Source organism: Streptomyces dangxiongensis (assembly GCF_003675325.1).
In the GTDB taxonomy this organism is placed as follows: Bacteria; Actinomycetota; Actinomycetes; order Streptomycetales; family Streptomycetaceae; genus Streptomyces; species Streptomyces dangxiongensis.
Genome location: NZ_CP033073.1, coordinates 437,127 through 460,361, shown reverse-complemented (window position 1 = coordinate 460,361; position 23,235 = coordinate 437,127). Strand labels below are relative to the sequence as shown.

Genomic DNA, 23,235 nt, shown 5'->3' with positions numbered 1-23,235 from the left:
GCGGTCGCTGCGTGTGCTCCTGCCGGCCACCGGCCTTTCCGCTTCTCTTCCACCGCACATCCCTGAGGGAGTGATTCGCCATGTCCACATCTCCTGCATCCCCCGCCGCCCACCCGACAGCCGCTGCCGGTATTCCCAGGAACGTCCGCTGGGTGCTGCTCGGCGTCATGCTCGCGATGCTGCTGTCGATGCTCGACAACATGGTCGTGGGCACCGCGATGCCCACGATCGTCGGCGATCTCGGCGGTCTGGAGCACATCTCCTGGGTGGTGACCGCCTACACCCTGGTCACCGCCGTCACCACCCCGATCTGGGGCAAGTTCGGCGACCTGTTCGGCCGCAAACCCATGTACCTGGCCTCGATCGCCGTGTTCATCGCCGGCTCCGCGCTCTGCGGCGCCGCCCGGTCCATGCCCGAACTGATCGTCTTCCGCGCGCTGCAGGGCATCGGCGCAGGCGGCATCGGCGCGGGCGCCTTCGCCCTCATCGCCGCTCTGGTACCGCCGCGCGAACGCGGCCGGTACCAGGGCATGACCGCTTCCGTCATGGCGATCGGCACCATCGGCGGCCCGCTGCTCGGCGGCTTCATCACCGGACACTGGGGCTGGCGCTGGGCCTTCTACGTCAACCTGCCGCTCGGCCTGCTCGCCCTGGTGTGGCTGTGGCGAATGCTGCACGTACCCGCCCGGCGCATCACCGCGAGGATCGACCTGCCGGGCATCGCCCTGCTGACCGTCACGATCAGCGCGACCGTGCTGGCCGCGACCTGGGCGGGCACCACCTACGCGTGGGCCTCCTGGCAGATCCTGCCGCTGGGCGCCGTCGCCGTGCTCGGGCTCGCCCTGTTCGTTCTCGCGGAGCGGCGGGCCGTGGAACCCGTGCTGCCGCTGACAATCTTCACGGGCCACCGCAATTTCCCGCTGGCCACCGTCCTGCTCCTGGCCGCCGGCGTGGTCGTGTTCGGTGCGGGCCTCTACCTGCCGCTGTTCCAGCAGACCGTCCAGGGCGCCTCGGCCGCCGACTCCGGCCTGTTGCTGCTGCCCCTGATGATCCCCGTCGTGATCGTCTCCACCATCGCGGGCAAGATCATGTCCGCCACAGGCACGTACAAGATTTTCCCGGTCGTGGGCACCGGCTTCCTCACCGTCGGCCTCACACTGCTCGCGACCATGGGGACCGGCACGTCCCGCATTCTGACCTGCACGTACATGGCCCTTGTCGGTATCGGGCTCGGCCTCACCCAGCAGCTGGCCGGCACCATCGCGCAAAACAGCGTCGACATGCGCGACATGGGCGCCGCCATGGGCGCGGTCACCCTCTTCCGCACCCTGGGCGGATCCCTCGGCGTCGCGGTCTTCGGCTCCCTGTTCACCCGCGCCGTCCAGTCCCACCTGCCCGGCACCGGCGGCGGTACCGTGACCGACGCACACACCCTGGATCATCTGCCCGCCGGGGCCAAGGACGCCTACCTGAACGCGGTCACCAGCGGCACCCACCAGATTTTCCTCGGCGGGGCGATCCTGTGCGCGGCCGCGTTCATCGCGGCGCTGTGCGTCATCGAGACCCCGCTCCGCAAGGCACCGCCGGCCGGCACCCACAAGACCACCGTGACGGGCAAGGCGCCGGCAGCAACCCCTTGATCCACTGCCGTACCGCACACCTGCCGAGCAGGTGGGTGCGCGCCTACGGCGGCTGGCTACTTCCCTGACTCTGCGGTGCCGAGATGGGCCCGCTGCTGACCATCGCCTCGAACGAATGGGACGCCGGCGACGGCGGCTGGGCCCCGTACGAGGACCAAGCCCTCGCCGCCCCACCCTCCCTGATCCAGTGAGCCACGTGTGAAGTCCTACGCGGGCCCCACCCCCGGCCGGTTCAGCGGGCCGGGGACCGGGTGTCCGCCGCGCTCCGGCCCAGCGACACGAAGTAACGCGTCCTGTCCTCCGGCAGGTTGCGATGCAGCAGGTCGGAGAGGCCGCGGGTCTCGCGGACGATCCGCAGGCCTTCGGGGGAGAAGGTGTCGGGTGTGAACAGGCGGGGCGCCAACAGCGGGTTGTTCAGCGCCTCGGAGAACGCGTCGACGGAGATGACGCGTTCGAGCAGCCGCCCGAAGACGGCGCCGGGCTCCGGCTCCTCGGCGAACAGCCCGACGTACAGGTCGATCGCGTCGACGTCGCCGTACACGTCGAGCAGCGCCTCCTGGATCCGCGGGTCGCCGGAGATCTGCCGCGGGTCGGTGACCCGGGGGAAGCCGTAGTAGGCGCGGTAGTCGTTGTACGAGGCCAGCAGCAGGTCGCGGCCCACGGCGACGCTGTGCGCCTCCAGCGGCAGCAGCAACTCGTCGGTGTTGAACAGGCCGACCCGGCCCGCGGGTTGACGGGACAGGTCCTCGAACAGCGGGCCGAGGCCCCGGTCCAGGACCAGTTGCCCGTTGGCGACGGTCCGCTCCAGCGGCACCGCACGGCCCCCGAGGTCGTACGTGGACGGGACGAGGCTGTGCCAGCGGTAGACGAGGCTGAACTCGATCGTCGCCCAGTTCTCGCGGTGCCACGCCCCGCGGTCGGTGCGGACGGGATCGAGGACGAACGCGAAGTGGTACGGCGTGATGTGGTTGATGTACTCCTCCAGCATCACCCGGATCATCATCACGATCAGGGTGTTGCGGGTGGTCTGGAAGACACGTTCGTCGTCCCAGTCCGGATGCGCGTCGGCGAGGATACCGGCGACCCGGTTGTGCTCGCGCAGGAAGAGGACGTTCATCGCCATCGGCCCGATGTGGGCGTGCGCGCGCTCCCCGCCCCACGCGAACAGCGCGTCCACGTACGACTCGGGCACCTCCTCGAACCGGACCGGTCTGATCGCCCGGAACTCCTCCGTGATCCGGCCGCCCTCGCACAGGGCGGGCGGGAACTCGGCCCCGCCGATGATCCGGCTCTTCATCCGGCCGCCCTCGAAGGTGCGCAGACAGGCGGTGACCTCCTCGCGGTCGCCGTACAACTGGGACATGTCCAGGGTGTGCGGCGAGTCGGTGCGGCGCGGGTCGCCGGTGGCGGCGTGGCCGCGCAGGAAGCCGTCGGTGAACCACTGCGCGAACGCCGGCAGCAGCGCGGTCGACCGGGCGCAGCAGCGGCCCTCACCCTCCCGCCGGAACAGCTCGGCGACCCTCTCGGGCGCCGGCAGGCCCTTCGGCACCGCGGTCACGGGCGGCAGGTGCCGGCCCACCCAGGAGCGGTCGGTCAGGGAGTCCCAGGAGGTGTACGGGGCCTTGGTGCTCAGCGGGTTGGGACGCGGCGGCGCCTTCCGCACGGCCAGGTCGACAAGGGTGGAGTTGAGCCTGCGGTGCAGCCACCTGCTGTGCCGGGAGGCCTGCCAGGCCGGGGCGAAATGGGTCAGCAGGTGCGTCTCGAAGCGGTTGCGCACGCCGTCCCGGGACCTGTCCCTGGCCCCGGTTCGCGGCACGGACCGGGCCCGGGCTGAGCGAGACGTGACGGTCATGGGTCGTCCTCCGGTCGGTCGCGGGTCGCATGCCCGTGTGCGGATCCTGGTGCCGGCTCGTGGTCTCGCGTCCCCGTGTCAGGTCGTGGGCACCGCGGTGCGCCCGGAACGCACCCGGTAGTGCTGCGGGAACGGGGTGCCCGCGTAGTCCAGGGCGCGTTCGCCGCCGGGCGGCGGGCGGACACCGGGACGCAGCAGCACGCGCCGCACCAGTTCCGGCACGATCACCCGCGCCGCGTACCGGCCGACGCAGTCGTGGGCGCCGTAACCGAGGACCAGGTTGTGCGCGGGCGGGCGCCCGGGCCGGAACTCGGCGGGCGCGTCCACGACTTCCTCGTCGAACATCGCCGACGCGAAGCAGGCCAGCACCACGCTCTTGGCCGGGATCACCGTCTGCCTCGGCGTGCCCGCGGCCAGCACATGGTCGCGCACGCACAACCGGGGTGTGACCGGCACGAACGGGTGGAAGCGCAGCGCCTCCCACACATAGGCGTCGAAGCGGGCCGGGTCGCCGGCGCCCGCCGCCCGCTCGGCGTCGGCCAGCACGTCGGGGCGCACGGTCAGTTCCTTCAGCGCGGTGGCCGTGCACTGGGTGGCGTTCTGCTGATAACCCGCCAGATAACCGACCAGGTTGGCGTTGACCCGCTCGTCGTCGAAGCCGTACTCGTCGGGCAGCCGGGTGCGCAGCATCCGGCCGAGGACGTCATCGGGGCTGTCCACGGGGTCCTCGGTCCGGCGGCGTGCGATCAACTCGGCGACGTGGTCGTGCAGTTCGCGGCCGGCGGCCACCCCGGCCGCGTGGACCTCCGGGTCGCGGCCGGGGTTCACGGCGAACGCCCACTGCATCCGGCGGGTGCAGGAGTGCAACGTCTCCTCGTCGATGCCGGCGAAGCCCAGATAGGCGGCGGCGACCCGGGCGGCGGCCACGCGGGCGTAGTCCTGGACGAGGTCAAAGGTGTCCGCGCCACCGGCGGTCACCTCGTCCAGCACCGCGTCGGCGATCCGCGCGGTCAGCTCCCGCACCCGTGGCGCGTCCTCGGCGGCGAGCATCAGTTGCCCGTACCCGCGCTCGCGCCAGTGCACGCCGGCGCCGTCCCGGGCGAGGATGAACGGCGCCCCGAGCACGTCCTCCAGCACGGGCCCGAACACCCCCACGGTGAACGTCCCGGGCGCCGACAGCACCTCCAGGACGTCGGGGTGCCGGGTGACGAACACACCGACGGGTGTGCCGAACACCGGCCGGTGCGCGCGCAGCTCGGCGAAGAGGTCCGCCCTGCCGGTCGCCATGGCCTCCCGCAGCAGGGCCACCCGCTGCGGGACGTCGTCCTCCGCGATCGCGTCGTACGCGGCGAGAAAGTCCATGACGGCCATTCAGCCACCGGCCGACGGCCCTCGCACCCCGGACAGGCATTCGGGGCAGCGCGGCGTGCGCGCCGCCGCCAGCCCCGTCAAGCACGACGGGGACGGGCGTCCGGCCGCCGGGCGGCACTGACCTCCGGCGCCCCGCGCCGGGACCGGCGGGACCGGCGGGCCCGGCCCGATTCGCGCATCCGGGTGGTAGCGGCCCCCGTCCTGGGCCGAACGAGTTGCCGTGGCCCGTAACAGCCCCTCGCGGCACGGATAATCACGCCTCATGCAGCAGGTGAGAGCAGGCGTACGACGGGCTCCGGTCGCCGTCACCGGGCTGGGCCTCGTCACCCCGGCGGGCATCGGCCAGGACGCGGCCTGGACGGGCCTGTGCGCCGGGCAGTCCACCGCCGCGGCCGACCCCGCACTGGACGGGCTGCCCGTGGCCTTCTCCTGCCAGGTGCCCGGCCTGGACGCGGCCGGCCTGCTCGGGCACCGGCTGGCCCGCCGGCTCGACCGGTTCACGACCTTCGCGCTGCTCGCCGCCCGCGAGGCCGTCGCCGACGCCCGGCTCGCCCCGCACGGCTGGGACGGGGCCCGCGTCGGCGTGGTGATGGGAGTCGGCACCGGGTCCATGCAGGGCTGGCAGGCCGAGTTCGACCGGCTCGCCGACCGCACCCCCCAGCGCGTCTCCCCGCTCGCGCTGCCCCGCAGCGTGCCCAACATGGCCGCCGCCGAGATCGCCCTGGACCTCGGCGCGCTCGGCCCCAACATGGTCGTCAGCACCGCCTGCGCCTCCGGCACCAGCGCGATCGGTCTCGCCCGGGACTGGCTGCTGTCCGGCCAGTGCGACCTCGTTCTCGCCGGCGGCAGCGAATCCGCCCGGCTGCGGATGACCGCCGCCTGCTTCGCCCAGATGCGCGCCCTCTCCCGCCGTTCCGCCGCCCCGGACGCCGCCTCCCGCCCCTTCGACCGCGACCGTGACGGCTTCGTCCTCGGCGAGGGCGCGGGCGTCCTCGTCCTGGAGCGCACCGAGGACGCCCGCGCCCGGGGCGTACGGCCCACGGCGCTGCTCGCCGGGTTCGGATCCTCCTGCGACGCCCACCACTTCACCGCCCCGCACCCTGACGGCGACGGCGCCGCCCGCGCCGTGAGCGGCGCCCTCGCCGACGCCGGACTGGGCCCCGAGGACATCGACCACGTCAACGCGCACGGCACCGCCACCCCGCAGGGCGACGCCGCCGAGCACAACGCGCTGCACCGGGTCTTCCACCGGCCCCCGCCCGTCACCGCCCTCAAGGGCACCATTGGGCACGCCATCGGCGGGGCCGGGGCCATCGAGGCGGCCTGCACCGTCCTCACCCTGCGCCACCAACTGATCCCGCCCACCGCCAACCTGGACACCCTCGACCCGTCGATGGACCTGGACGTCGTCGCCAAGGCACCCCGGCGGCACCGCATACGAGCCGCCGTCAGCAATTCCTTCGGCTTCGGCGGCCAGAACGCCGTCCTCGCCTTCACCGCCGTCGACTAGCCCGCCGCCTCCGGCCGAGAAAGGTCGCCACCGGCGCACGGCGCACGGCTCAGCGGACCCGCTCGGCCGCCGCGCGAGTGAGATGCCGACGCGGCGCGGAGGCGTCCCCGCTCCGGCCCGCGCCGGCCGCGGCCGGCAGCGCACAGCACTCCTTGGGGCGGCATTTCGCAGCATAGGTCTGCTTCGACGCCCGGGCACGACGGCTACGGCCGACCCGCCCCGGCACCGGGGCCGCCCGTCCGTTCCGGCCGCACCGCGCGGCCCCCGGGTCGGCCTGTGGTCAGTGGCACGCGGACGGCGTCGGGGCCGTCCGCCCGGGCCGGCGGCTTCGCGCGGCACCCCGGGTCGGTCCGTGGTCAGCGGCAGCGGGAGGCCGCGGGGGTGTCGTGTCGGTGCCAGACGCTGGTGATCACTCGGCCGTTCGGGAGAGCGTGCCGGAGCGGGCCCTCGTCCGGGACGAAGCCGGCGCGGGCCAGGGCGCGGCGGCTCGCGGTGTTCCCGGTCTCCGCCCCGGCCCGGACCGTGGCCAGGCCGACATGGGTGTGGGCCAGTTCGGCGCCCGCGCGGAACAGCTCCGCCCCCAGCCCCTGGCCGCGGCAGCCCGGCGCCAGCCAGCCGCCCATCTCGCCCGCACGTTGCTCCAGTTCGAGGGCACCGGCGTAACTGAGGTCGGACCTGCGCACGCACACCAGCAGCAGGGGGTCGTCCGGTCCGGGCGCGTACGGCTCGGCCAGGCCGTGGGGGATCCGGCGGCCGTCGTCCCCGGCCGGCCGCCACGCCAGCAGCTCCCGGCGGATGTCGGGGTCGGGCACCACCTCGTCCGCCTGGGTGCCGAGCCACCGCTGCGCCTCGGCGTCCGCGCTCGCGGCGAGCGCCGCCACCACGTCGAGCCGGGTCCGGGGCGTGAAGAGCAGCAGGCGCTCGGTGGCCAGAACGTGCCGGCCGGGCGCGCACCGCCCCGGCACGGGCAGTCCGCGGGTGGCCGGGCCCCGGCGGAACAGCGACCAGACCATGGAACCCCCGGTGACGGCACACGGCGGTCCAGGGCCCCGCAGGGGCCACGCGCCGCCGCCGGTGCGGACGATCCGCACCGGCGGTGAATCTAGCGGGTGGGGGACGGATGCCGTGGTGGTCCGGTGTTTTGCGGACCGGGTGGCGCTGGCGGTGGCGGCGGTGGCGGGGCCGGGTCCGCGCGGAGCGGGATGTGGCTCAGGTGGGCTGTTCCTGGGATCCGGGCCTCGGGCGGGCGCGGGTCCAGGACGGGTCGGCGGCCGAGGTGGGGGTGGGGGTGGGTGCGGTGTGGGGCATGGGGGTCCTTCGGACGAGTGGGGGACGGTCCTTGGGCGTGTCCGCGGGGTGTGGGGGTCAGGCGCGGCCGGACGGCAGTTCCGCCCAGACGACGCGGGCGCGCCGGCCGGGGACGGCCGCCACACCCCAGTCGTGGCTCAGCGTGCCGACCAGGAGGAGGCCGCGCCCGTGCGGGTCGTCGGGGCCGGGACGGCGGACCGCCGGCAGGGCCGCGCCGCCGGCCTGGTCCTCGACCTCGATCCGCACCCGGTCCGCCGTACCGAGCAGGCGGCAGCCGATCCAGCCGGCCGCGTGCACGAGGGCGTTCGTGACCAGCTCGGAGACCACCAGGACCACGTCGTCCCGGGCGTCCTCCGGCATGCCCCAGGCGGTCAGCAGGTCCCGTACGACATGGCGGGCTGTGCCCACGGCCGTCGGCAGAGCCGGCAGATCGAAGGCGGCGGTACCACAGTGGTCCGGGGCCGCCGGGTCGAAGGCGGCGGTTCCGCAGTGGTCCGGGGCCTGTGGACCGGAGGCGGCGGTGCCGCGCTGGTCCGGGGGCGGCGGGTCGAAGGCGGCGGTGGTGGGGAGGGCGGCCCCGGAGGCGAGCCGGTCGGGGCCGTTCGGCCCGGGGAGTCGACCGGGGCGCTCGCCTCCGGGGCCGGGGATGCGGGCCGGGGCGGGCAGTCGGCACAGGGACTGCCCGCCGTCCGGTACCCGGCAGGGGGGTGTCGCGGTGTCCGCCGCCCGGTGCTCGGGCGGGGCCGCGGACAGGAGCAACGGCGCCTGCTCCCAGGGAAGTCGGTCCGGTCTCCGGTCGTCGGGCGGTCGGGGGAGGGAGGGCGGAGCCATCGCCGTGCGCCTTTCGTGGCCTCGCTTGTCGGGGAGGGGTGTCACCGTCGGTCCGGCCGCGGAGCAGCGGGCGGCACACCGCCTCCCTGGAGGCCGTGGTGCGGCCCGTCTCCCCCAAGCCGGCCGCATCGCCCGCTCCTTGGTCGACCGGAGCGGTGGGCCCACTCTGGCACCTGCCAACAACACCTCGCAACCAGCAAGTTGAAATTTGCAAGTAGCCAAGTGCATGCTGCATTCGTCAGAACGTGATCGAATGGGCAGGCAGACCGATCGCGGACGAAAGTGATCCGGGCACCGGACGAGGGGGTGGGCGTGACCGCGGAGACCGACTGGGGCGGCGCCCCCTCCGTGCTGCGCATGATCCTCGGCAGACAGCTCGAGGAACTGCGCACCCGGGCCGGACTCGGTTATGCCGAGGCGGGGGCGGCGATCGGGGTCAGCCACTCCACGATCCGCCGCATGGAGGCCGCGAAGGTGGCCCGGCTGCGGCTGGCGGACGCCGAGAAACTCCTCCGGGTCTATGGCGTCACCGACCAGGAGGAACTCGACACGTTCCTCCAGTCCGTGCGCGAGGCCAACAAGCGCGGCTGGTGGCACACCTACCGCGACGTCATGCCCGACTGGTTCGCCGCCTACCTGAGCCTGGAACAGGCGGCGAACCAGATCCGCGTGTACGAGAACCAGTTCGTGCACGGCCTGCTGCAGACCGAGGACTACGCGCGCGCCCTGCTCACCGCGGCCAACCCGCACACGTCCGCCGAGGCCACCGAACGCCGGGTCGCGCTGCGCATGCGCCGCCAGGAGCTGCTGGCCCGGCCGGCACCGCCGCGGCTGTGGGTGGTGATGGACGAGACCGTGCTGCGCTGGCCCGTCGGAGGCCCCGAGGTGATGCGCGCGCAGATCGACCACCTCGTCGAGGTCAACCGGCTGCCCCAGGTCACCGTGCAGCTCATGCCGTTCCGCAACGGACCCCATCCCGCCCTGCGGGCCGGCGCCTTCCACCTGTTCCGCTTCCGGGCCCGCGAACTGCCCGACATCGCCTGCCTGAGCGGACTCGTCGGGGCGGTCTACCTCGACAAGGCCGAGGACGTGGTGGTGTACCGGGAGGCCCTGGACCGCCTGGGCGCGCAGGCAGCGCCCGCGCGGAAGACCGAGGCTCTGCTCGGCGCACTGCGCAAGGAGTTGTGATCCGATCCCGTGACGCGATTCCCCGCCCCCCGCAGACCCACCGACCGAATGGGAGACACGGCGTTGCCCGACGACGGATGGCCGGCCGACCGGATCGACACCGAGAACGCCCACTCGGCCCGGATCTACGACTACATACTCGGTGGCAAGGACTATTACCCCGCCGACCGGGAGGCCGGTGACGCGATGTCCCGGGAGTGGCCCGCGCTCCCGGTGCACATGCGCGCCAACCGCGACTTCATGAACCGTGCCGTGCGCTGGCTCGCCGAGGAGGCGGGCGTGCGCCAGTTCCTGGACATCGGCACCGGCATCCCGACCTCGCCCAACCTGCACGAGATCGCCCAGGCCGTGGCCCCCGGGTCCCGGGTCGTGTACGCCGACAACGACCCGATCGTCCTCACCCTCTCCCAGGGCCTGCTCGCGAGCGCCCCGGAGGGCCGGACCTCGTACATCGAGGCCGACTTCCGTGACCCGTCCGCCATCCTGGACGCCCCCGAGCTGCGCGAGACCCTGGACCTGAGCCGGCCCGTCGCGCTCACCGTCATCGCGATCGTCCACTTCATGCTGGACGAGGACGACGCGGTCGGTGTCGTCCGCCGGCTGCTGGAGCCGCTGCCGTCCGGCAGCTATCTGGCGATGTCCATCGGCACCGCCGAGTTCGCGCCCGAGGAGGTGGGCCGCGTCGCCCGCGAGTACGCGGCCCGCAACATGCCGATGCGGCTGCGCACGCTCGACGAGGCGCACGCGTTCTTCGAGGGCCTGGAACTGGTCGAGCCGGGCATCGTCCAGGTGCACAAGTGGCACCCCGACGGCACCGGCGAGAAGGGCATCCGGGACGAGGACATCGCTATGTACGGCGCGGTCGCCCGCAAGCCGTGACAGACCCGGGGCCGGGGTCCGACCCACCTCCCGGACCCCGGCCCCGCCCCGCCCGTACGACGGGCCGGGCGGGCGCCCGGCCGACCCCGTGAGCCCTCTCCGCGACCACCCGGGTGACCCGGCACGTGCAGGCACCGCCGCCGCGCCGGCCGTCCCCGCACCGCCGCCGCGCCGGCCGTCCCCGCTGCGGTCGCGGTCCGGCGGTCCGGCCGGCCGGTGAGCCGCCGTGCCGGCTCGGCCCACGAGAGATGGCCGAAACCGGCGCGCGGGCAGCGGAACCAGGCCGGAGCAAAAGAGGTCTTACGGTCCGTCGGCGGCCGGGATCGGTCCGGTCGCGAAGAAACCGGGGGAATGAGAAACATGTCCGTCCGCAGCCGTAAGACCCTCCTCACCGCCGCGGCGCTCACCGCGGGCCTCAGCCTGGCCGCCGTGACGCCCGCTCTCGCGGGGATGGGCGCGAGCCACACCACTCGCGCCGCCGCCGTGTCGTCCGCCCAGGGCGACCCGCGCAACGCCACCCAGCACGTGGCCGACTTCTACGGCGCCTACATCGACGCCGTCTGGGCCACCGACGACCCCACGGCCGCCGCGAGCGCGAAGGCCCTGCGCGGTTTCCACCTCTCCGCCGCCGCCAAGAAGGCGGTCGCCGCCTACGAGAAGAAGGAACACGCCGACGGCATTCTCTTCGCGCAGAACGTGCCGGTGAAGTGGAAGGTGGCCTACACCGGTTCCGGCGCCGGCCATGCCACCAGCCGGGTCACGCTCACCTGGAGCGACGGGGCGCACCCCACGGTCAGCCGGATCGACGTCCGGTCGGACCTGAAGACCCTGAAGATCACCGGCCTGAAGCCGGTCGGCTGACCGGCGGCACCGGGCGTGCGGCCCCGCCCCGCCCCATTCGGGGCGGGCCCCACGCCCCCGCACCGGTCAGCCGCGGCCGTGCGGAAAGGCGGGCCGCGGCAGCCGCATGCCGCGAGCGGCCATGATCCGCCGCACCCGGTCCGGGTAGTCGGTGATGATCCCGTCGACGCCCAGGTCCATCAGCGCCTCCACCGTCGCCGGGTCGTCACAGGTCCACGGCACCACCTTCAGCCCGCGGGCGTGCGCCTCCGTGACCATCGCCGCGTCGGAGTAGAACCGGAACCCGGGGTCGCCGACCTTTCCGCTTTGCGGGAAGCCGTAGTTGGGGGAGAGGGCCGTGACGCCGGGAAGCGTCGCCGCCGCCCGGACGAAGTCCCCGCCGTAGTCGTCCGCGTCGATCCCGCCCAGCCACGGGGACGCGCCCGGCCGACCGACCTCCAGGAAATCGTGGTTTGTCAGCGCCACCAGCGGCCACTTCGGTGCCAGCCGGTGCATCACCCTCAGCGCGCCCCAGTCGAAGGACTGGACGGTGACCTGGCGCCCGATGCCCGAGCGGTGGATCTCCTCGTACACGCGGCGGACGAACACCTCGCGCGGCGCTGTCTGTTCGGGCGCGCCCGCCTCCACCTTGGTCTCGATGTTCAGCGTGACCTGCCGCGCGTGATAGTGCTTCACCAGGTCCAGGACGTCCCTCAGTTCCACCATCCGGAAGCCCTTGACGACCTCCTGCCCGGGAAAGCCGGGCAACTGCCGGTAACCGCAGTCGAGCGTGCGAATCTGAGCGAGTGTCAGGTACTTGATGTACTTGCCGACGTACGGGTACGCCGGGTCGCCCGGCGTGACCGGGCCGGTGTCCCGGCACTTGACGCCGCTGATCTGCCGGTCGTGATTGACCACGACCCTCAGGTCCCGGGTCACCTGGGTGTCCAGTTCCAGCGTGGACACCCCGAGCCGCATCGCCTTGCCGAAGCCCTCCAGGGACTCCTCGGTCGTCAGGCCGAGGCCACCGCGATGCGCCTGGAGGTCGAAGCGCGCCGCCGGAGGGCCGCCCGGCACGGCCCGCGCGGCCACCGGCGACAGCAGCGCCGGCACCAGCGCCAGACCGGCGAGCAGCTGCCGTCCGGACGAGCGTCGTACGGGCAGGCGTCGTAAGGGCATCGGGAACCTCACTCCGGTGGGGGCGCATCCACGGTGTCCACCGTCGGACACGGGGGCCGGAAGGCGCGCCGCAGATTCTCGCAACGCCGCGGCGGGGCGGGCCACCCTCCGGGGCGAACGTTGGCGCAAGGGGGGTTGAACGCGGGCCCTCAGCCGTGCCGGACCGCGTCGCCGCCGTGGCCGTGGTGACGATGGCGTTCGGCGGGGGTGCGGTGCAGGGCGATGAGCGCGGCGTCGTCACCGAGGCGCCCGCCGGCATGGGCCAGCAGATCGCGCCGCAGATGGTGCATCAGTGCCTCGGGGCTCTCGTCGGTCCAGCGTGCGACCCGGTCGGCGAGGGGATAGAACCGGCCACGGTCGTCCCGCGCCTCCACGACCCCGTCGGTGTACAGCAGCAGGGTGTCGCCCGGCTCGAAGGAGAAGACGTCCAGCGTGTGCTCGTCACCGGCGTGCACCCCGAGCGGCGGCGACGGGTGCAGGCTCGGGACCGTGACGACGTGACCGGGGCTCAGCAGCAGCGGCGGCGGATGGCCGCAGCTGGTCATCCGGGTCACCGGGTCCCGGTCCGGGATCTCCACGAGCAGCGCGGTGGCGAACCGTTCGCCGGCCTCGTCCGGCGGGTCCAGCTCGGCGGCGTAGCGTGTGACGCTCTGGTCCAGGGAGCCGGCCAGCTCGGCCAGCGCGATGTGCCGGTGGGCGCTCTCCCGGAAGGCGCCGAGCAGCAGGGCCGCCTCCCCGATGGCGGACAGGCCCTTGCCGCGGACGTCACCGATCAGGACGCGGACCGCGCCGCCGGACCGGGTCACCGCGTACAGGTCTCCGCCGATCTGTGCCTCGTCCTCCGCGGCCAGGTACAGCGACGCGATCCGCAGCGGGCCGCTCTGCTCGGGCAGCGGCCACATCAGGACGTGCTGAGCGGCCTCGGCGACCGTACGGACCTGGGCCAACTGGGCCTGCCGGCGCTCGCGCAGGGCGCTGTACAGAACGGTGAGCACCACCAGGACCGTAAGGGTGATGATCTGCACGATGTGGTTCGTGGTGCCGAGCCCGCCGTGGGTGATGCCGATCACGATCTGCGCGGCCACCGCGAGCGCCCCGATGCCGGCGGTGGTCCGGGGCCCGGCGAACGAAGGGGTGAGCGCGGGCGCGATCACCAGCGCCGGCCCCAGGTGGACGTCGTACGGGGTCCGCATGTCCGTCACGGTGATCACCACGATGAGCGCGACCGGCAACAGCAGCAGCGCGTGGACCGACTGCCACGGTCGCCGCGGACCCGCGCGCCCGAGCCGGAATGCCATGCCTACCAGCGTGCTCCCGGCCCGGTCGAGCGGCCACTCGCACCGGGGGAGCGGACCGGGCCGACATCCCTCACCGGGGGAGCGGATCCTCGTTCCCGGGCGCGTCCCCGCCGCCGGGACCCCGGCGCCCGCGGGGGAGGGCTGAACCTTGCGGTGGTGCCGTGTCGGTGGCGGCACGCCGGGTACCCGTACGACCCCTGGAGCCCGATCAGGCCGGCCCGGGGCGGAAGGTGCCGAATGGAGAGATCATGACGCACAACGGGGAGGAAGCCGTGCCCGTCCGGAGCCCGGAGGCCTCCGGGCTCCGCCTGGCCATGGACAGGCCGGACCAGCAGGCCGGGCCCGCTCGGGAGCCCGCGGACCTGCCGCACGACCGCAGCCAGGCGATCCTGGAGGCCGCCAAGCAGATCGGCGCCCTCCTCAAACGGGCGGGCCACCCCTTCGCACTGGCCGGGAGCGTCGCCGTCTACGCCCACGGCGGCAGCCGCTATCTCCAGCACGACGCCGACTTCTGCGTACTGCCCGACGACGCCGACGCGGTGGCCGCCACCATCCGGGAGGCCGGCCTAGCCGTGCTCACCCCGCCGGAGGACTGGCTCCTGAAGACCACCTGCCACGGGCAGAACGTCGACATCATCTTCTCACTGGCCCACCAGCCCGTCACCCGGGAGATGCTGGACCGGGCCCATGTGCTGCCGGTCGACTCGGTGCTCATGCCCGTGCTGTCCCCGACCGACCTGATCCGCAGTCTGATCAGCGCCTTCTCGGAGCACTACTGCGACTTCGGGTCGGTCCTGCCGGTGGCCCGCGCCGTCCGCGAGAAGGTCGACTGGGAGGAGGTCCGCGCGGTCTGCGGCGACCAGCCCATGGCGGCCGCCTTCCTCTTCCTCCTCGAACGGCTGAACGTCATCGACGCCCAGGAGGGGCAGCCATGACCGAGACCAGCCCGCCCCCGCCGACGGCGGGGAACCTGGACTACCGCGTCGCCCACCTCGCCGAACACCTGGCCTCCGGAAACCTCGGGGAACTCGGCGTCCGGCTCGAGATGCGCGGCGAGGCCGTCCTGCTGACCGGCACCGTGCCGTCCACCCAGTGCCGGGACGAGATCCTTCGGCTGGCCCGTGCGGAACTGGCGGGTCACCCGGTCCACTGCGACCTGCTCGTCGCCGGCACCGCCTCGCCCGACCACGGAGAGGACCTGACATGATCCGCGTCGCGGCCGTCGGGGACATCCACATGGGCCCCGAGAGCCAGGGCACCCTGCGCCCCTCCTTCGAGACGCTGCCCGAGTGCGCCGACGTCCTGCTGCTCGCCGGCGACCTCACCCGGCACGGCACACCGGAGGAGGCCGCCGTCGTCGCCCGGGAGATCAAGGACCTCGGGGTGCCGGTCGTCGCCGTACTCGGCAACCACGACCACCACGACGAGCGCCCCGAGGAGGTCTCCGCGATCCTGCGGGACGCGGGCGCGCACGTCCTGGAGGGGCAGGCCACCGTCGTGGGTGCCGACGGCGCGCGGATCGGGGTCGCCGGGACCAAGGGCTTCGGCGGCGGCTTCGTCGGCCGCTGCGCCGGGGAGTTCGGCGAACCGCTGATGAAGGAGTTCGTGCGCTACACCCGCCGGTGCGCCGACGGTCTGCACGGCGCGCTGAAGGACCTGGAGCAGCAGGACTGCGACGTGCGCATCGCGCTGACCCACTTCTCACCCGTGCCGGACACCCTCGCCGGGGAGCCCCTGGAGATCTATCCGTTCCTCGGCAGCTACCTGCTCGCGGAGGCCATCGACACCGGCGGCGCCGACCTCGCCGTGCACGGCCACGCCCACGCCGGCACCGAGCACGGGATGACCAGCGGCGGAGTCCGCGTCCGCAATGTCGCCCAGCCGGTGATCGGTCAGGCTTTCCACGTGTACCACCTGCCGGGCCGGGAGCCGTGACCCGGGACTCGCACCCGTACGGCCGGCCGGCGTGAGGCGGGGCGTGGTCGCTCAGCGGCCGTGCTCGGCAACGCGCGGCCGGTCACGTCGCTGTCCCGCGCCGTCAGCGTCAGCGTCCCCGGCACCGGCACCGGCTCGCCGCGACGGCGACCAGCAGGCCCGCGCCGATCGACCCGGCGACGATCAGCCCGCCCGCGACCGGGCGCCGCGAGCCCCGGCCACTCCATCAGCAGGCCCAGCAGCGGGGGCCCGCCGAGGCTCCACGTGCCGACGCTGCTCCACACGCCGAGCACCCGGCCCCGCAGACGCGGCGGCGGATCGGTCTGGAGCACGGCCGTACCGGCGGTGTCCGAGAGGGACTCAACGACCGCCATCGGCAGCACCAGCACCAGCAGCAGCACGGCCAGCGACGGCGACAGCCCAGCCACCGCCTGGAGCAGCGCACCCGCCATCGCGAGCAGGCCCACGGTCCGCACGGACGGCCTGCGCAGCCGCGCGCCGAGCACCGCGGCGAGTGAAGCCCACGGCGGGCCGGACCGCGGTCACGGGGTGCGGGGCCCGGTCCCCGCACCCCGCACCTACAGCCCCCCGCGCTCCCAGCGCCCACGGCCACCTGCGCTCCCGATGCCCCGCAGTCACGGCCCGCGCTCCCAGCGCGCCGCACCCACGGCCCCCAGTGCCCCTGCCGCCCCGCACTGCGGCGTCCCGCAGCCGTCGGGTCAGCGGTTGACCGTCCGCATTCCCGCCTCGTCGTACCGCTCGCCCGCCGCCTCCGGCAGTTCGGCGTCGATGCGGGACAGGTCGTCCTTCGTCAGCCCGATGCCGGCCGCGGCGGCGTTCTGCTCCAGATAGGCGCGCCGCTTGGTGCCCGGGATCGGCACCAGGTCCTCGCCCTGGGCCAGCACCCAGGCGATGGCAAGCTGGGCCGGGGTGACGTCCTTCTCCGCGGCGATCTCCTTCACCTTCGCCGCCAGCCGCAGGTTCGCCTCCAGATTGGTGTCCGTGAAGCGTGGGTTGGTGCGGCGGAAGTCGTTCTCGTCCAGCTCCTCCGGCGAGGAGAAGCGGCCCGCGAGGAAGCCGCGCCCCAGCGGCGAGTACGGCACGAAGCCGATGCCCAGCTCGCGGCAGGCCGGCAGCACCTCGGCCTCGACGTCCCGCGACCACAGCGAGTACTCGCTCTGCACCGCGGTGACCGGGTGCACGGCGTGGGCGCGCCGGATGGTCTCCGCGCTCGCCTCGCTCAGCCCGATGTACCGCACCTTGCCCTCGGCGACCAGCTCGCCCAGCGCGCCGGCCGTCTCCTCGATGGGCACGTTCGGGTCGACCCGGTGCTGGTAGTACAGGTCGATGTGGTCGGTGCCGAGCCGCTGGAGCGAGCCGTGGACCGAGCTGCGGACGTGCTCGGCCGAGCCGTCCTGCCGGCCGACCGTACTCATGTCGCCGGGGACGGCGTCGTCCATCCGGTAGTTGAACTTCGTGGCGATCACGTACGCGTCGCGATTCCCCCTGACCGCCTCGCCGACGAGCGACTCGTTGGTGAGCGGCCCGTACATCTGCGCGGTGTCGAGGAAGTCGACGCCGAGGTCGAGGGCGCGCCGGATGGTCGCGATGCCCTCTTCCCGGTCGGTGGAGCCGTAGAAGGCGGACATCCCCATGCACCCGAGCCCGATGGCCGATACCTGGAGGTCCCCTAGCCTGCGCTGCTGCATGGGAGATCCCTTCCTGCACACTCGATGGTCGTTTCCGCACGGCACGAGGGCCTTCCTCCATCTAGCGACGGATTACGGCACCCGGCATCCCGTACGGGACGCCGGGTGAGCTGCTCTCCCGTACCGGGTGTCCGCGACGTTACGAGCTGGAGCGCGCTCGAAGTCAAGCCCGCTCCGCGCCGGGCTGCGGACGGAGCCGCACGGGCAGCTCGAACAGGTCGTTCTGCGTGACGACCGGCTTGTTGCGCAGTTCAGTGGCGGGCACCGCCAGGTCCAGGCCGCGGACCGTGCCCGGACGAAGCAGGACATGTACAACGCGGTGTGGGACATCGACGACATCGCCGCCGGGTCCAGCGAGGCGAACGCCGGCAACAAGAGCTGGCAGCGGCAGACCTACCTCAAGGGCACCTTCGAGAACACCGTCCGGCTGCTCACGATCGGAGGCCTCCCAGACCGCGGCCATCATCAGGCTGGCCAGCCTGATCGGCTCCGGCGTGGACACCGCCACGATCGTCAGCGCCGTACAGGAGGCTGTCGCGGACGCCGTGGTCAAGGTCAGCGTGGACGTCACCGGCAGCGGGCGGAGGCCTGAGCGATGAAGGTGTCCCGGTACTGGAAGGCGGTCGTCGCCGGCGCGGGAGCCGCGGCGGCCGCCGTGCAGGACGGCACGGTCACCGCGGCCGAGACCGTCACCGTCGTCCTGTCCGTGCTGGGCGGCCTCGGCTTCACCTGGGCGGTGCCCAACCGGCCGCAGGCCCCCGCGGCGCCGCCTGCCGCTGAGCCGCCGCAGGCCCGCTGACGCATGCCTCCCCTGACCGGTGAGCCGTCCAACGGTGAACTCGGGCGGCTCATCGGTGCGCTGCAATCGACGCTGGACAACCGGTTCGCCGAGTTGAACAGCCGCCTGGACAAGATGGTGTCGCTGGACGTCTACACGATCCAGACGACGCACGTCGAGCAGAGGCTTGCCCAGCTTCAAACGGAGAACCAGCGGAGTATGGACGCCATCGCCAAGCTGGAGGACGACTTCGAGGCGTACCAGCGGGAGGAGGCCAAGCGCCGAGACGCGGAGCGGCAGACGCGCCTCTACCAGCTGATCGTGCCGGTGGCCGTCTGCCTCATCTCCAGCGTCATCGCTGTCTGGGCGGTGGTGGCCAAGTGAGCGACCCCAAGCACCGTCCCAAGCCGTCGCGGCGGCTGTCGCTGCCGCGGGCCGAGGCCGTCATCGCCGGGATGGCCGTCGTCCTGTTCGCAGGCCTGGCCCTGCTGGTCATCCAGTTCATCGGGCTGCACCAGGAGCTGAGGACTGCGAACCACGCCCGGGACGCGCTGGCGGCGCAGGTCGAGCGGCTCGGAGCATCCCCTGTGGCAGGGCCGCCGGGCAGCCGCGGCGAGCCCGGCAAGAGCGTCGTCGGTCCCAGCGGCCCGCCCGGACCACCGGGATCGTCAGGCTCGCCAGGGGAGGACGGCAAGGACGGGCCGCACGGCCGGGACGGCAAGAACGGCAGCGACGGCAAGGACGGCGCGCCTGGAGCGCCCGGCGCCTCCGTGACGGGCGCCGCCGGTGCTGCCGGCCCACCGGGCCGCCTGGACCACCCGGGCCGTCAGGGCCACCGGGACCCGCAGGGCCGGCAGGGAAAGACGGGACGGACGGCAAGGACGGCCGGGACGGGCAGTCCTGCCCCGACGGGTACAGCCTCCAGACGCCACCGGACGACCCGGATGCCCTGGTCTGCCGGAAGGATGACACACCGCAGCCCAGCGACAGCGGCTCACCGACGGCCCCGCAGGCCCTCGGACTCGACCCGCAAGGCCGCCAGTACGCCTGAACAGTTACAAGACCTCCCGTCGCCTTCGGGCGGCGGGATCTTTCGCATGTCCGGAGTCTTGTATATTCCGGCCAGGTTGGCGCATTGTGGTCACCCACCGCCTCACCGGAGTCCTCCCCATCCGGCCCTCCCGGGGGCGGTGGCGTGCCGCCCCTTGCTCCCAGGCGGAGGACCGATGCGTGGCGCCCGCCGCCCCCTCAATAGGCGGGTGCCACGCCGGCGCCGCGGTGTCCGTAGGCTTCGCCGCGTGATTGAGACCATCGTTTTCGACGTCGGAGAGACGATCGCTCGCGACGACCGGTACTGGGGATCTTGGGCTAGCTGGCTTGAGGTCCCCCGCCACACCCTGTCAGCGCTCGTGGGCGCGGTCGTGGCGCGCGGCCTGGACAATGCGGAGGCGCTCCGGCTTGTGCGGCCCGGGATCGATATCGAGGCGGAGTACCGGGCCCGGGAGTCAGCCGGCCAGGGCGAGCACCTCGACGAGGCGGATCTCTATGAGGACGTACGACCGGCCCTCGCCGCGCTCCGCCAGGGCGGCGTCCGGGTTGTCATCGCGGGTAACCAGACGGTTCGCGTGGGGCAGTTGCTGCGTGGGCTCGACCTGCCCGCAGACGTCATCGCCACGTCGGCGGAGTGGGGAGTTGCCAAGCCGCAGCCGGAGTTCTTCCGGCGGGTCATCGAGGTCGCGCAGGCCTCAGCGGAGCGAATCGTGTACGTGGGTGACCATCCTGCCAACGACGTTCACCCGGCGCGGGCAGCCGGCCTGCGGACGGCCCATCTGCGGCGCGGCCCGTGGGGACATCTGTGGGCTGACGACCCGGAGACCATCGCGACGGCCGACTGGCGCATCAGCAGCCTCATGGAGCTGGTGGACATCGTGGGTGGTTGACAACAGCGAAGCGTCCCCGCCGTGTTGGCGGGGACGCTTCGCGTACGCGCGGCGTCTGACGCGGGTACCGTTCGGAGTGGATGCCCGAACGGAGACAGTATGCCCGCAATTACCGACGGGGGAGTAGGCCGGCGGATCGCCTACTACCGAAGCGTCGTCCGTCCCAAGATGACACAGCAGGAACTGGCCAATGCCGCCTGCGTCGCCCTGGGCACGATTCGCAAGATCGAACGGGGCGAGAGGGGTGTCACGGACGACACCCTTCAAGCGATCGCCGATGCTCTCGGAGTTGATCCGGCCCGACTGCGCCACGACCGAGGCCCCGCTCACTCGCAGGCGCGGGACGCCCTCCCGGCCCTCTCGGCGGCCATCGCCGCCTACGACTGCCCCGAAGACGGGCCGGTGCGGCCGATCGTCGATCTACGTTCCGCAGTCGACACAGCTGTGCAGTGGAGGCTCGGCTCCCAGTACACGCGCATCGTCCGTGACCTCCCGAACATGCTCGCCGAGTTAACCCGTGCCTTCCACACTGCGCCGGAGGCCGAGCGTGCTGAGCTGGCGCAACTCCTGGTGAGCGCCTACCGCTCCGCGGATGCGGCTGCCTACAAGCTTGGTGCACACGACCTGTCCGCCCGGCTGGTTGAGCTGATGCGGTGGGCGGCGGCCGAGGCGGCCGAGCCACTGCTGGTGGCATCGGTGGCCTACGTACGTACCGAAACCTTCTTCGCGGCGCGCGCCCACGCTGCTGGCCTGCGTGCTCTCCGACAGGCCATCGACGCTGCGCCCGCACCGTCGACGGCAGCAGCGCGCGCAGCTCGCGGTTCGCTTCACATGAGGGCCGCTGTCATCGCTGGCCGAGCCAAGGACGCCGACGCGGCCACCGAGCACCTCGGGGAAGCTGAGCAACTCGCCAGAGCCGTCAAGGAGGACGTCTACAACGGCACCGCGTTCGGCCCCGACTCCGTCCGGATCCACCAGGTGTCCGTGGCCGTCAGCCTTGGGGGTGATTACGTCGGCACGGCGCTGGACGTGTCTCACGAGTGGAAGCCGCCGGCGAGCCTGCCAGCTGAGCGTCGGTCCGGTTTCTACATCGAGCTGGCCCGCGCCCAGCTCTGGGCGGGCATGCCCGACGGCGCGTTCGAGTCGCTGAAGGTCGCCCGGAAGATCGCACCCCAGCACACCCGTGACCACCCGTGGGTCCGGGAAGATGCCTCCAGGTTGCGGCGACTGCGCCGCGCCGACTCTGAAACTCTCACGTCCTTCGCTGAGTGGTGCTCTGCCACCTGAGTAGCACGCGTTCCCAAGTACCCCTAGCCGGGGTACTTGTGGCGCTCCCTCACCCCCACCATCTGTGACACGCGCAGAACCCACAGATGGGAACGGGATGCAGGAAGCACGTTCGCTCACTCCCGCGGTCGTCGACCACCGGGTGAGCGTCGTTCGCCTTCACGGCGAGGCGTGCTTCGACTGCGGAGCTGTGAACCGGCCCCTGCGCGCGGCGGGTGAAGTAGTTGTCCTCGGCGCCAACCGCGTCTGGCAGGTCCGCTCATGCGGCTGCCGACCCGTGACGACGCAGAGGCGCCCGCCCTCGGGAACTGCCAAAGAGGACCCGGCGACCGCGCGAACGGCCCCGGGCATGGCCAACGCTCGAACCAGCGAGGGAGCGCCGACATGATGAACGGTACCGCCCGACCCCAGGCCCGCACACGGGGCCAGAACATGACGATGCGCGTCTACGCCGTGGACCGCTACGGAACGATCACCCAGGACCGTGGCACGGTCACCGTGACGCCCGGGAACCAGCCGCTGCCCCTGAGCACCGCGTACCCGCCGTGCTCGTGCCCGCGGCACCGGTCCGGACAGGCGGTGCGCCCGTGAACGCCTCGCTGAGGCCGAGCAGCGACACGACCCCGGTCGCCATCGCGACTAGGCACGACACCGTGGCCCTCCTGGCGCACATCCCCCTGCCGCCCCTGGACCTGCTGTCCGACGCCCGGGCGCGCGGCGCGCAGTGCATCTGGGGCGGAGAGCCGCTCACCACCGCAACGGCCATCGACCTCGGCGAGCGCGTGACCAACGACGCCCACTGGTTCCCCCGCGCCTGCCTGCGCTGCACGCGCAGCGCCGTACGGGCCGCGCGTAACTCCCATCCCGGTCAATGCGAGCAGTGCGTGGACGGCACCGCGCTGTGTGAGACACGCCATGCCCTGCATGACCTCCTGCTGGAGCTACGCCGATGACCGTGCAGATCGCCGAGGAACTGGCACGCCTGCACCGGCTCATGAGCTGGTACGACGTGCCGCAGCAGCTGCCGGCGACGGCCCTCACCGGCGAGGCCTGCGTCTGGTGCTCGACGCCGGTCGGCAGCACGGACGTGCAGCTGGAGCCGACCGAGATCCCACGGCGGGGATGCGCGGGCTGCTACACCGCCCGGCTCGCCTGGTACGTCAGCTGGTACGACTGGCACCTGCACGTCCAGACGTGCACCGCCTGCCAGCAGCGGCAGGTCTGCTACGTCGGACACGGCCGGCGCGTCCTGCACGAGCTGACCATCGGCCCGGCCGACAGGGATGCCCCGGTCTGCATCGTCTGCGTCAAGGCGCCGTCGGCCGTCGACCTGGTGGTCCCTGTGCGGTGGGAGGGTGACGCCCGGCTGTACCTGGGGTACGCCCATGCTGGGTGCGCGAGCGGCCGGTGGGCCGCCCGGTGACCGGCACCGGCATCCGCCCCGTGCAGTACTGGGATGGCACCCCCGTCCCGTTCATCACCGCCTGGTCCAAGGACCGGATTCCAGCGCAGCCACTGACCGCCACTCACGGCCGTGGAGGCACCGGCCTCGACTTTCAGGACGAGGTCAGCTAACTCCCGTGCCCGGCGGGCCGACACGCCGGCCATGGACCCGATCCTCGCCTTGGTGCTCGCAAGGACGCCCCGCGCTGACGCACCCCCATGGCGGCCGCTCCGGGTCAGGGCCGCA

Annotated in this window: 24 protein-coding genes; 15 read left to right on the top strand and 9 right to left on the bottom strand. The window is 72.9% G+C overall.

Annotation, left to right across the window (positions count from 1 at the left end):
• Positions 1–80: 80 nt before the first annotated feature.
• The gene (locus D9753_RS02425) at positions 81–1,640 is read left to right on the top strand and encodes an MDR family MFS transporter (RefSeq protein WP_121785505.1); all 1,560 of its coding nucleotides are present in this window, start codon (positions 81–83) and stop codon (positions 1,638–1,640) included.
• 232 nt (positions 1,641–1,872) lie between these two features.
• Here the strand turns inward: D9753_RS02425 and D9753_RS02420 are convergent, their stop codons facing one another.
• Entirely contained in the window at positions 1,873–3,492 is a 1,620-nt protein-coding gene (locus D9753_RS02420) for a peroxidase family protein (protein WP_121785504.1), read from the bottom strand.
• A 78-nt stretch (positions 3,493–3,570) separates the two neighbouring features.
• Positions 3,571–4,854 (bottom strand): cytochrome P450, encoded by a 1,284-nt coding sequence (locus tag D9753_RS02415; RefSeq protein WP_163010598.1) that lies wholly within the window; start codon positions 4,852–4,854, stop codon positions 3,571–3,573.
• 271 nt (positions 4,855–5,125) lie between these two features.
• Between D9753_RS02415 and D9753_RS02410 the strand changes: the two genes are divergently transcribed.
• Positions 5,126–6,373 carry a beta-ketoacyl-[acyl-carrier-protein] synthase family protein gene (locus tag D9753_RS02410; protein ID WP_121785502.1) on the top strand — a complete coding sequence of 416 codons (1,248 nt, stop codon included), beginning with the start codon at positions 5,126–5,128 and terminating at the stop codon, positions 6,371–6,373.
• Positions 6,374–6,729: 356 nt separating this feature from the next.
• On the opposite strand, the gene D9753_RS02405 is transcribed toward D9753_RS02410, so the two are convergent.
• The gene (locus D9753_RS02405; protein ID WP_121785501.1) at positions 6,730–7,386 is read right to left on the bottom strand and encodes a GNAT family N-acetyltransferase; all 657 of its coding nucleotides are present in this window, start codon (positions 7,384–7,386) and stop codon (positions 6,730–6,732) included.
• Between the two features lie 352 nt (positions 7,387–7,738).
• Positions 7,739–8,512, bottom strand: coding sequence for an ATP-binding protein (locus tag D9753_RS37510; protein ID WP_121785500.1), 774 nt, complete (start codon positions 8,510–8,512; stop codon positions 7,739–7,741).
• 312 nt (positions 8,513–8,824) lie between these two features.
• On the opposite strand from D9753_RS37510, the gene D9753_RS02390 reads away from it, so the two are divergent.
• The 3 genes from D9753_RS02390 to D9753_RS02380 all read left to right on the top strand — a co-directional run bounded on the left by D9753_RS02390 (position 8,825) and on the right by D9753_RS02380 (position 11,440).
• A complete protein-coding gene (locus D9753_RS02390) occupies positions 8,825–9,700 on the top strand; it encodes a helix-turn-helix domain-containing protein (protein WP_121790852.1) in 876 nt (291 codons plus the stop codon).
• Positions 9,701–9,763: 63 nt separating this feature from the next.
• Positions 9,764–10,579 (top strand): SAM-dependent methyltransferase, encoded by an 816-nt coding sequence (locus D9753_RS02385; protein WP_121790851.1) that lies wholly within the window; start codon positions 9,764–9,766, stop codon positions 10,577–10,579.
• 360 nt (positions 10,580–10,939) lie between these two features.
• Positions 10,940–11,440 (top strand): hypothetical protein, encoded by a 501-nt coding sequence (locus D9753_RS02380; protein ID WP_121785499.1) that lies wholly within the window; start codon positions 10,940–10,942, stop codon positions 11,438–11,440.
• A gap of 66 nt (positions 11,441–11,506) precedes the next feature.
• On the opposite strand, the gene D9753_RS02375 is transcribed toward D9753_RS02380, so the two are convergent.
• Both D9753_RS02375 and D9753_RS02370 read right to left on the bottom strand, forming a co-directional pair.
• The gene (locus tag D9753_RS02375) at positions 11,507–12,598 is read right to left on the bottom strand and encodes a glycerophosphodiester phosphodiesterase family protein (protein WP_121785498.1); all 1,092 of its coding nucleotides are present in this window, start codon (positions 12,596–12,598) and stop codon (positions 11,507–11,509) included.
• A 149-nt stretch (positions 12,599–12,747) separates the two neighbouring features.
• Complete coding sequence (locus D9753_RS02370) at positions 12,748–13,896, bottom strand: PP2C family protein-serine/threonine phosphatase (protein WP_121785497.1); 1,149 nt, start codon at positions 13,894–13,896, stop codon at positions 12,748–12,750.
• Positions 13,897–14,144: 248 nt separating this feature from the next.
• Here D9753_RS02370 and D9753_RS02365 point away from each other — a divergent pair, with 248 nt between their 5' ends.
• From D9753_RS02365 to D9753_RS02355, 3 genes are read left to right on the top strand one after another with little or no spacing between them, the layout of a single operon-like run.
• Positions 14,145–14,831, top strand: coding sequence for a nucleotidyltransferase family protein (locus D9753_RS02365; RefSeq protein WP_121785496.1), 687 nt, complete (start codon positions 14,145–14,147; stop codon positions 14,829–14,831).
• Positions 14,828–15,103, top strand: a complete 276-nt coding sequence (locus tag D9753_RS02360; protein ID WP_121785495.1) for a BON domain-containing protein — start codon at positions 14,828–14,830, stop codon at positions 15,101–15,103. Before D9753_RS02365 ends, D9753_RS02360 begins: the two co-directional genes overlap by 4 nt.
• A complete protein-coding gene (locus D9753_RS02355; protein WP_121785494.1) occupies positions 15,100–15,831 on the top strand; it encodes a metallophosphoesterase family protein in 732 nt (243 codons plus the stop codon). Before D9753_RS02360 ends, D9753_RS02355 begins: the two co-directional genes overlap by 4 nt.
• Here D9753_RS02355 and D9753_RS02350 read toward each other — a convergent pair.
• The 3 genes from D9753_RS02350 to D9753_RS02340 all read right to left on the bottom strand — a co-directional run bounded on the left by D9753_RS02350 (position 15,789) and on the right by D9753_RS02340 (position 18,042).
• Positions 15,789–16,337: a hypothetical protein gene (locus D9753_RS02350; RefSeq protein ID WP_394346676.1), complete on the bottom strand. Its 549-nt coding sequence runs from the start codon at positions 16,335–16,337 to the stop codon at positions 15,789–15,791. The two genes, D9753_RS02355 and D9753_RS02350, sit on opposite strands and share 43 nt — an antisense overlap.
• Before the next feature lie 213 nt (positions 16,338–16,550).
• The gene (locus tag D9753_RS02345) at positions 16,551–17,540 is read right to left on the bottom strand and encodes an aldo/keto reductase (protein ID WP_121785493.1); all 990 of its coding nucleotides are present in this window, start codon (positions 17,538–17,540) and stop codon (positions 16,551–16,553) included.
• A gap of 163 nt (positions 17,541–17,703) precedes the next feature.
• Positions 17,704–18,042, bottom strand: coding sequence for a hypothetical protein (locus D9753_RS02340; protein WP_163010540.1), 339 nt, complete (start codon positions 18,040–18,042; stop codon positions 17,704–17,706).
• A 93-nt stretch (positions 18,043–18,135) separates the two neighbouring features.
• Between D9753_RS02340 and D9753_RS02335 the strand changes: the two genes are divergently transcribed.
• The 7 genes from D9753_RS02335 to D9753_RS02305 all read left to right on the top strand — a co-directional run bounded on the left by D9753_RS02335 (position 18,136) and on the right by D9753_RS02305 (position 22,968).
• Positions 18,136–18,339: a hypothetical protein gene (locus D9753_RS02335; RefSeq protein ID WP_121785491.1), complete on the top strand. Its 204-nt coding sequence runs from the start codon at positions 18,136–18,138 to the stop codon at positions 18,337–18,339.
• Positions 18,340–18,342: 3 nt separating this feature from the next.
• Complete coding sequence (locus tag D9753_RS02330) at positions 18,343–18,702, top strand: hypothetical protein (RefSeq protein WP_121785490.1); 360 nt, start codon at positions 18,343–18,345, stop codon at positions 18,700–18,702.
• A gap of 914 nt (positions 18,703–19,616) precedes the next feature.
• Positions 19,617–20,258 carry an HAD family hydrolase gene (locus D9753_RS02325; protein ID WP_121785489.1) on the top strand — a complete coding sequence of 214 codons (642 nt, stop codon included), beginning with the start codon at positions 19,617–19,619 and terminating at the stop codon, positions 20,256–20,258.
• A gap of 99 nt (positions 20,259–20,357) precedes the next feature.
• Positions 20,358–21,545 (top strand): helix-turn-helix domain-containing protein, encoded by a 1,188-nt coding sequence (locus tag D9753_RS02320; protein WP_163010597.1) that lies wholly within the window; start codon positions 20,358–20,360, stop codon positions 21,543–21,545.
• A 384-nt stretch (positions 21,546–21,929) separates the two neighbouring features.
• Positions 21,930–22,136 (top strand): hypothetical protein, encoded by a 207-nt coding sequence (locus tag D9753_RS02315; protein WP_121785488.1) that lies wholly within the window; start codon positions 21,930–21,932, stop codon positions 22,134–22,136.
• Positions 22,133–22,498, top strand: coding sequence for a hypothetical protein (locus D9753_RS02310; RefSeq protein WP_240468005.1), 366 nt, complete (start codon positions 22,133–22,135; stop codon positions 22,496–22,498). Before D9753_RS02315 ends, D9753_RS02310 begins: the two co-directional genes overlap by 4 nt.
• Positions 22,495–22,968 (top strand): hypothetical protein, encoded by a 474-nt coding sequence (locus tag D9753_RS02305; protein ID WP_121785487.1) that lies wholly within the window; start codon positions 22,495–22,497, stop codon positions 22,966–22,968. Before D9753_RS02310 ends, D9753_RS02305 begins: the two co-directional genes overlap by 4 nt.
• Positions 22,969–23,235 lie beyond the last annotated feature (267 nt).

Bases quoted from the DNA above. Each gene is read 5' to 3' on its own strand.
- D9753_RS02425 (WP_121785505.1), top strand. From the start codon at position 81: ATGTCCACATCTCCTGCATCCCCCGCCGCCCACCCGACAGCCGCTGCC.
- D9753_RS02420 (WP_121785504.1), bottom strand. From the start codon at position 3,492: ATGACCGTCACGTCTCGCTCAGCCCGGGCCCGGTCCGTGCCGCGAACC.
- D9753_RS02415 (WP_163010598.1), bottom strand. From the start codon at position 4,854: ATGGACTTTCTCGCCGCGTACGACGCGATCGCGGAGGACGACGTCCCG.
- D9753_RS02410 (WP_121785502.1), top strand. From the start codon at position 5,126: ATGCAGCAGGTGAGAGCAGGCGTACGACGGGCTCCGGTCGCCGTCACC.
- D9753_RS02405 (WP_121785501.1), bottom strand. From the start codon at position 7,386: ATGGTCTGGTCGCTGTTCCGCCGGGGCCCGGCCACCCGCGGACTGCCC.
- D9753_RS37510 (WP_121785500.1), bottom strand. From the start codon at position 8,512: ATGGCTCCGCCCTCCCTCCCCCGACCGCCCGACGACCGGAGACCGGAC.
- D9753_RS02380 (WP_121785499.1), top strand. From the start codon at position 10,940: ATGTCCGTCCGCAGCCGTAAGACCCTCCTCACCGCCGCGGCGCTCACC.
- D9753_RS02375 (WP_121785498.1), bottom strand. From the start codon at position 12,598: ATGCCCTTACGACGCCTGCCCGTACGACGCTCGTCCGGACGGCAGCTG.
- D9753_RS02370 (WP_121785497.1), bottom strand. From the start codon at position 13,896: ATGGCATTCCGGCTCGGGCGCGCGGGTCCGCGGCGACCGTGGCAGTCG.
- D9753_RS02365 (WP_121785496.1), top strand. From the start codon at position 14,145: ATGACGCACAACGGGGAGGAAGCCGTGCCCGTCCGGAGCCCGGAGGCC.
- D9753_RS02360 (WP_121785495.1), top strand. From the start codon at position 14,828: ATGACCGAGACCAGCCCGCCCCCGCCGACGGCGGGGAACCTGGACTAC.
- D9753_RS02355 (WP_121785494.1), top strand. From the start codon at position 15,100: ATGATCCGCGTCGCGGCCGTCGGGGACATCCACATGGGCCCCGAGAGC.
- D9753_RS02345 (WP_121785493.1), bottom strand. From the start codon at position 17,540: ATGCAGCAGCGCAGGCTAGGGGACCTCCAGGTATCGGCCATCGGGCTC.
- D9753_RS02335 (WP_121785491.1), top strand. From the start codon at position 18,136: ATGAAGGTGTCCCGGTACTGGAAGGCGGTCGTCGCCGGCGCGGGAGCC.
- D9753_RS02330 (WP_121785490.1), top strand. From the start codon at position 18,343: ATGCCTCCCCTGACCGGTGAGCCGTCCAACGGTGAACTCGGGCGGCTC.
- D9753_RS02320 (WP_163010597.1), top strand. From the start codon at position 20,358: ATGCCCGCAATTACCGACGGGGGAGTAGGCCGGCGGATCGCCTACTAC.
- D9753_RS02315 (WP_121785488.1), top strand. From the start codon at position 21,930: ATGATGAACGGTACCGCCCGACCCCAGGCCCGCACACGGGGCCAGAAC.
- D9753_RS02305 (WP_121785487.1), top strand. From the start codon at position 22,495: ATGACCGTGCAGATCGCCGAGGAACTGGCACGCCTGCACCGGCTCATG.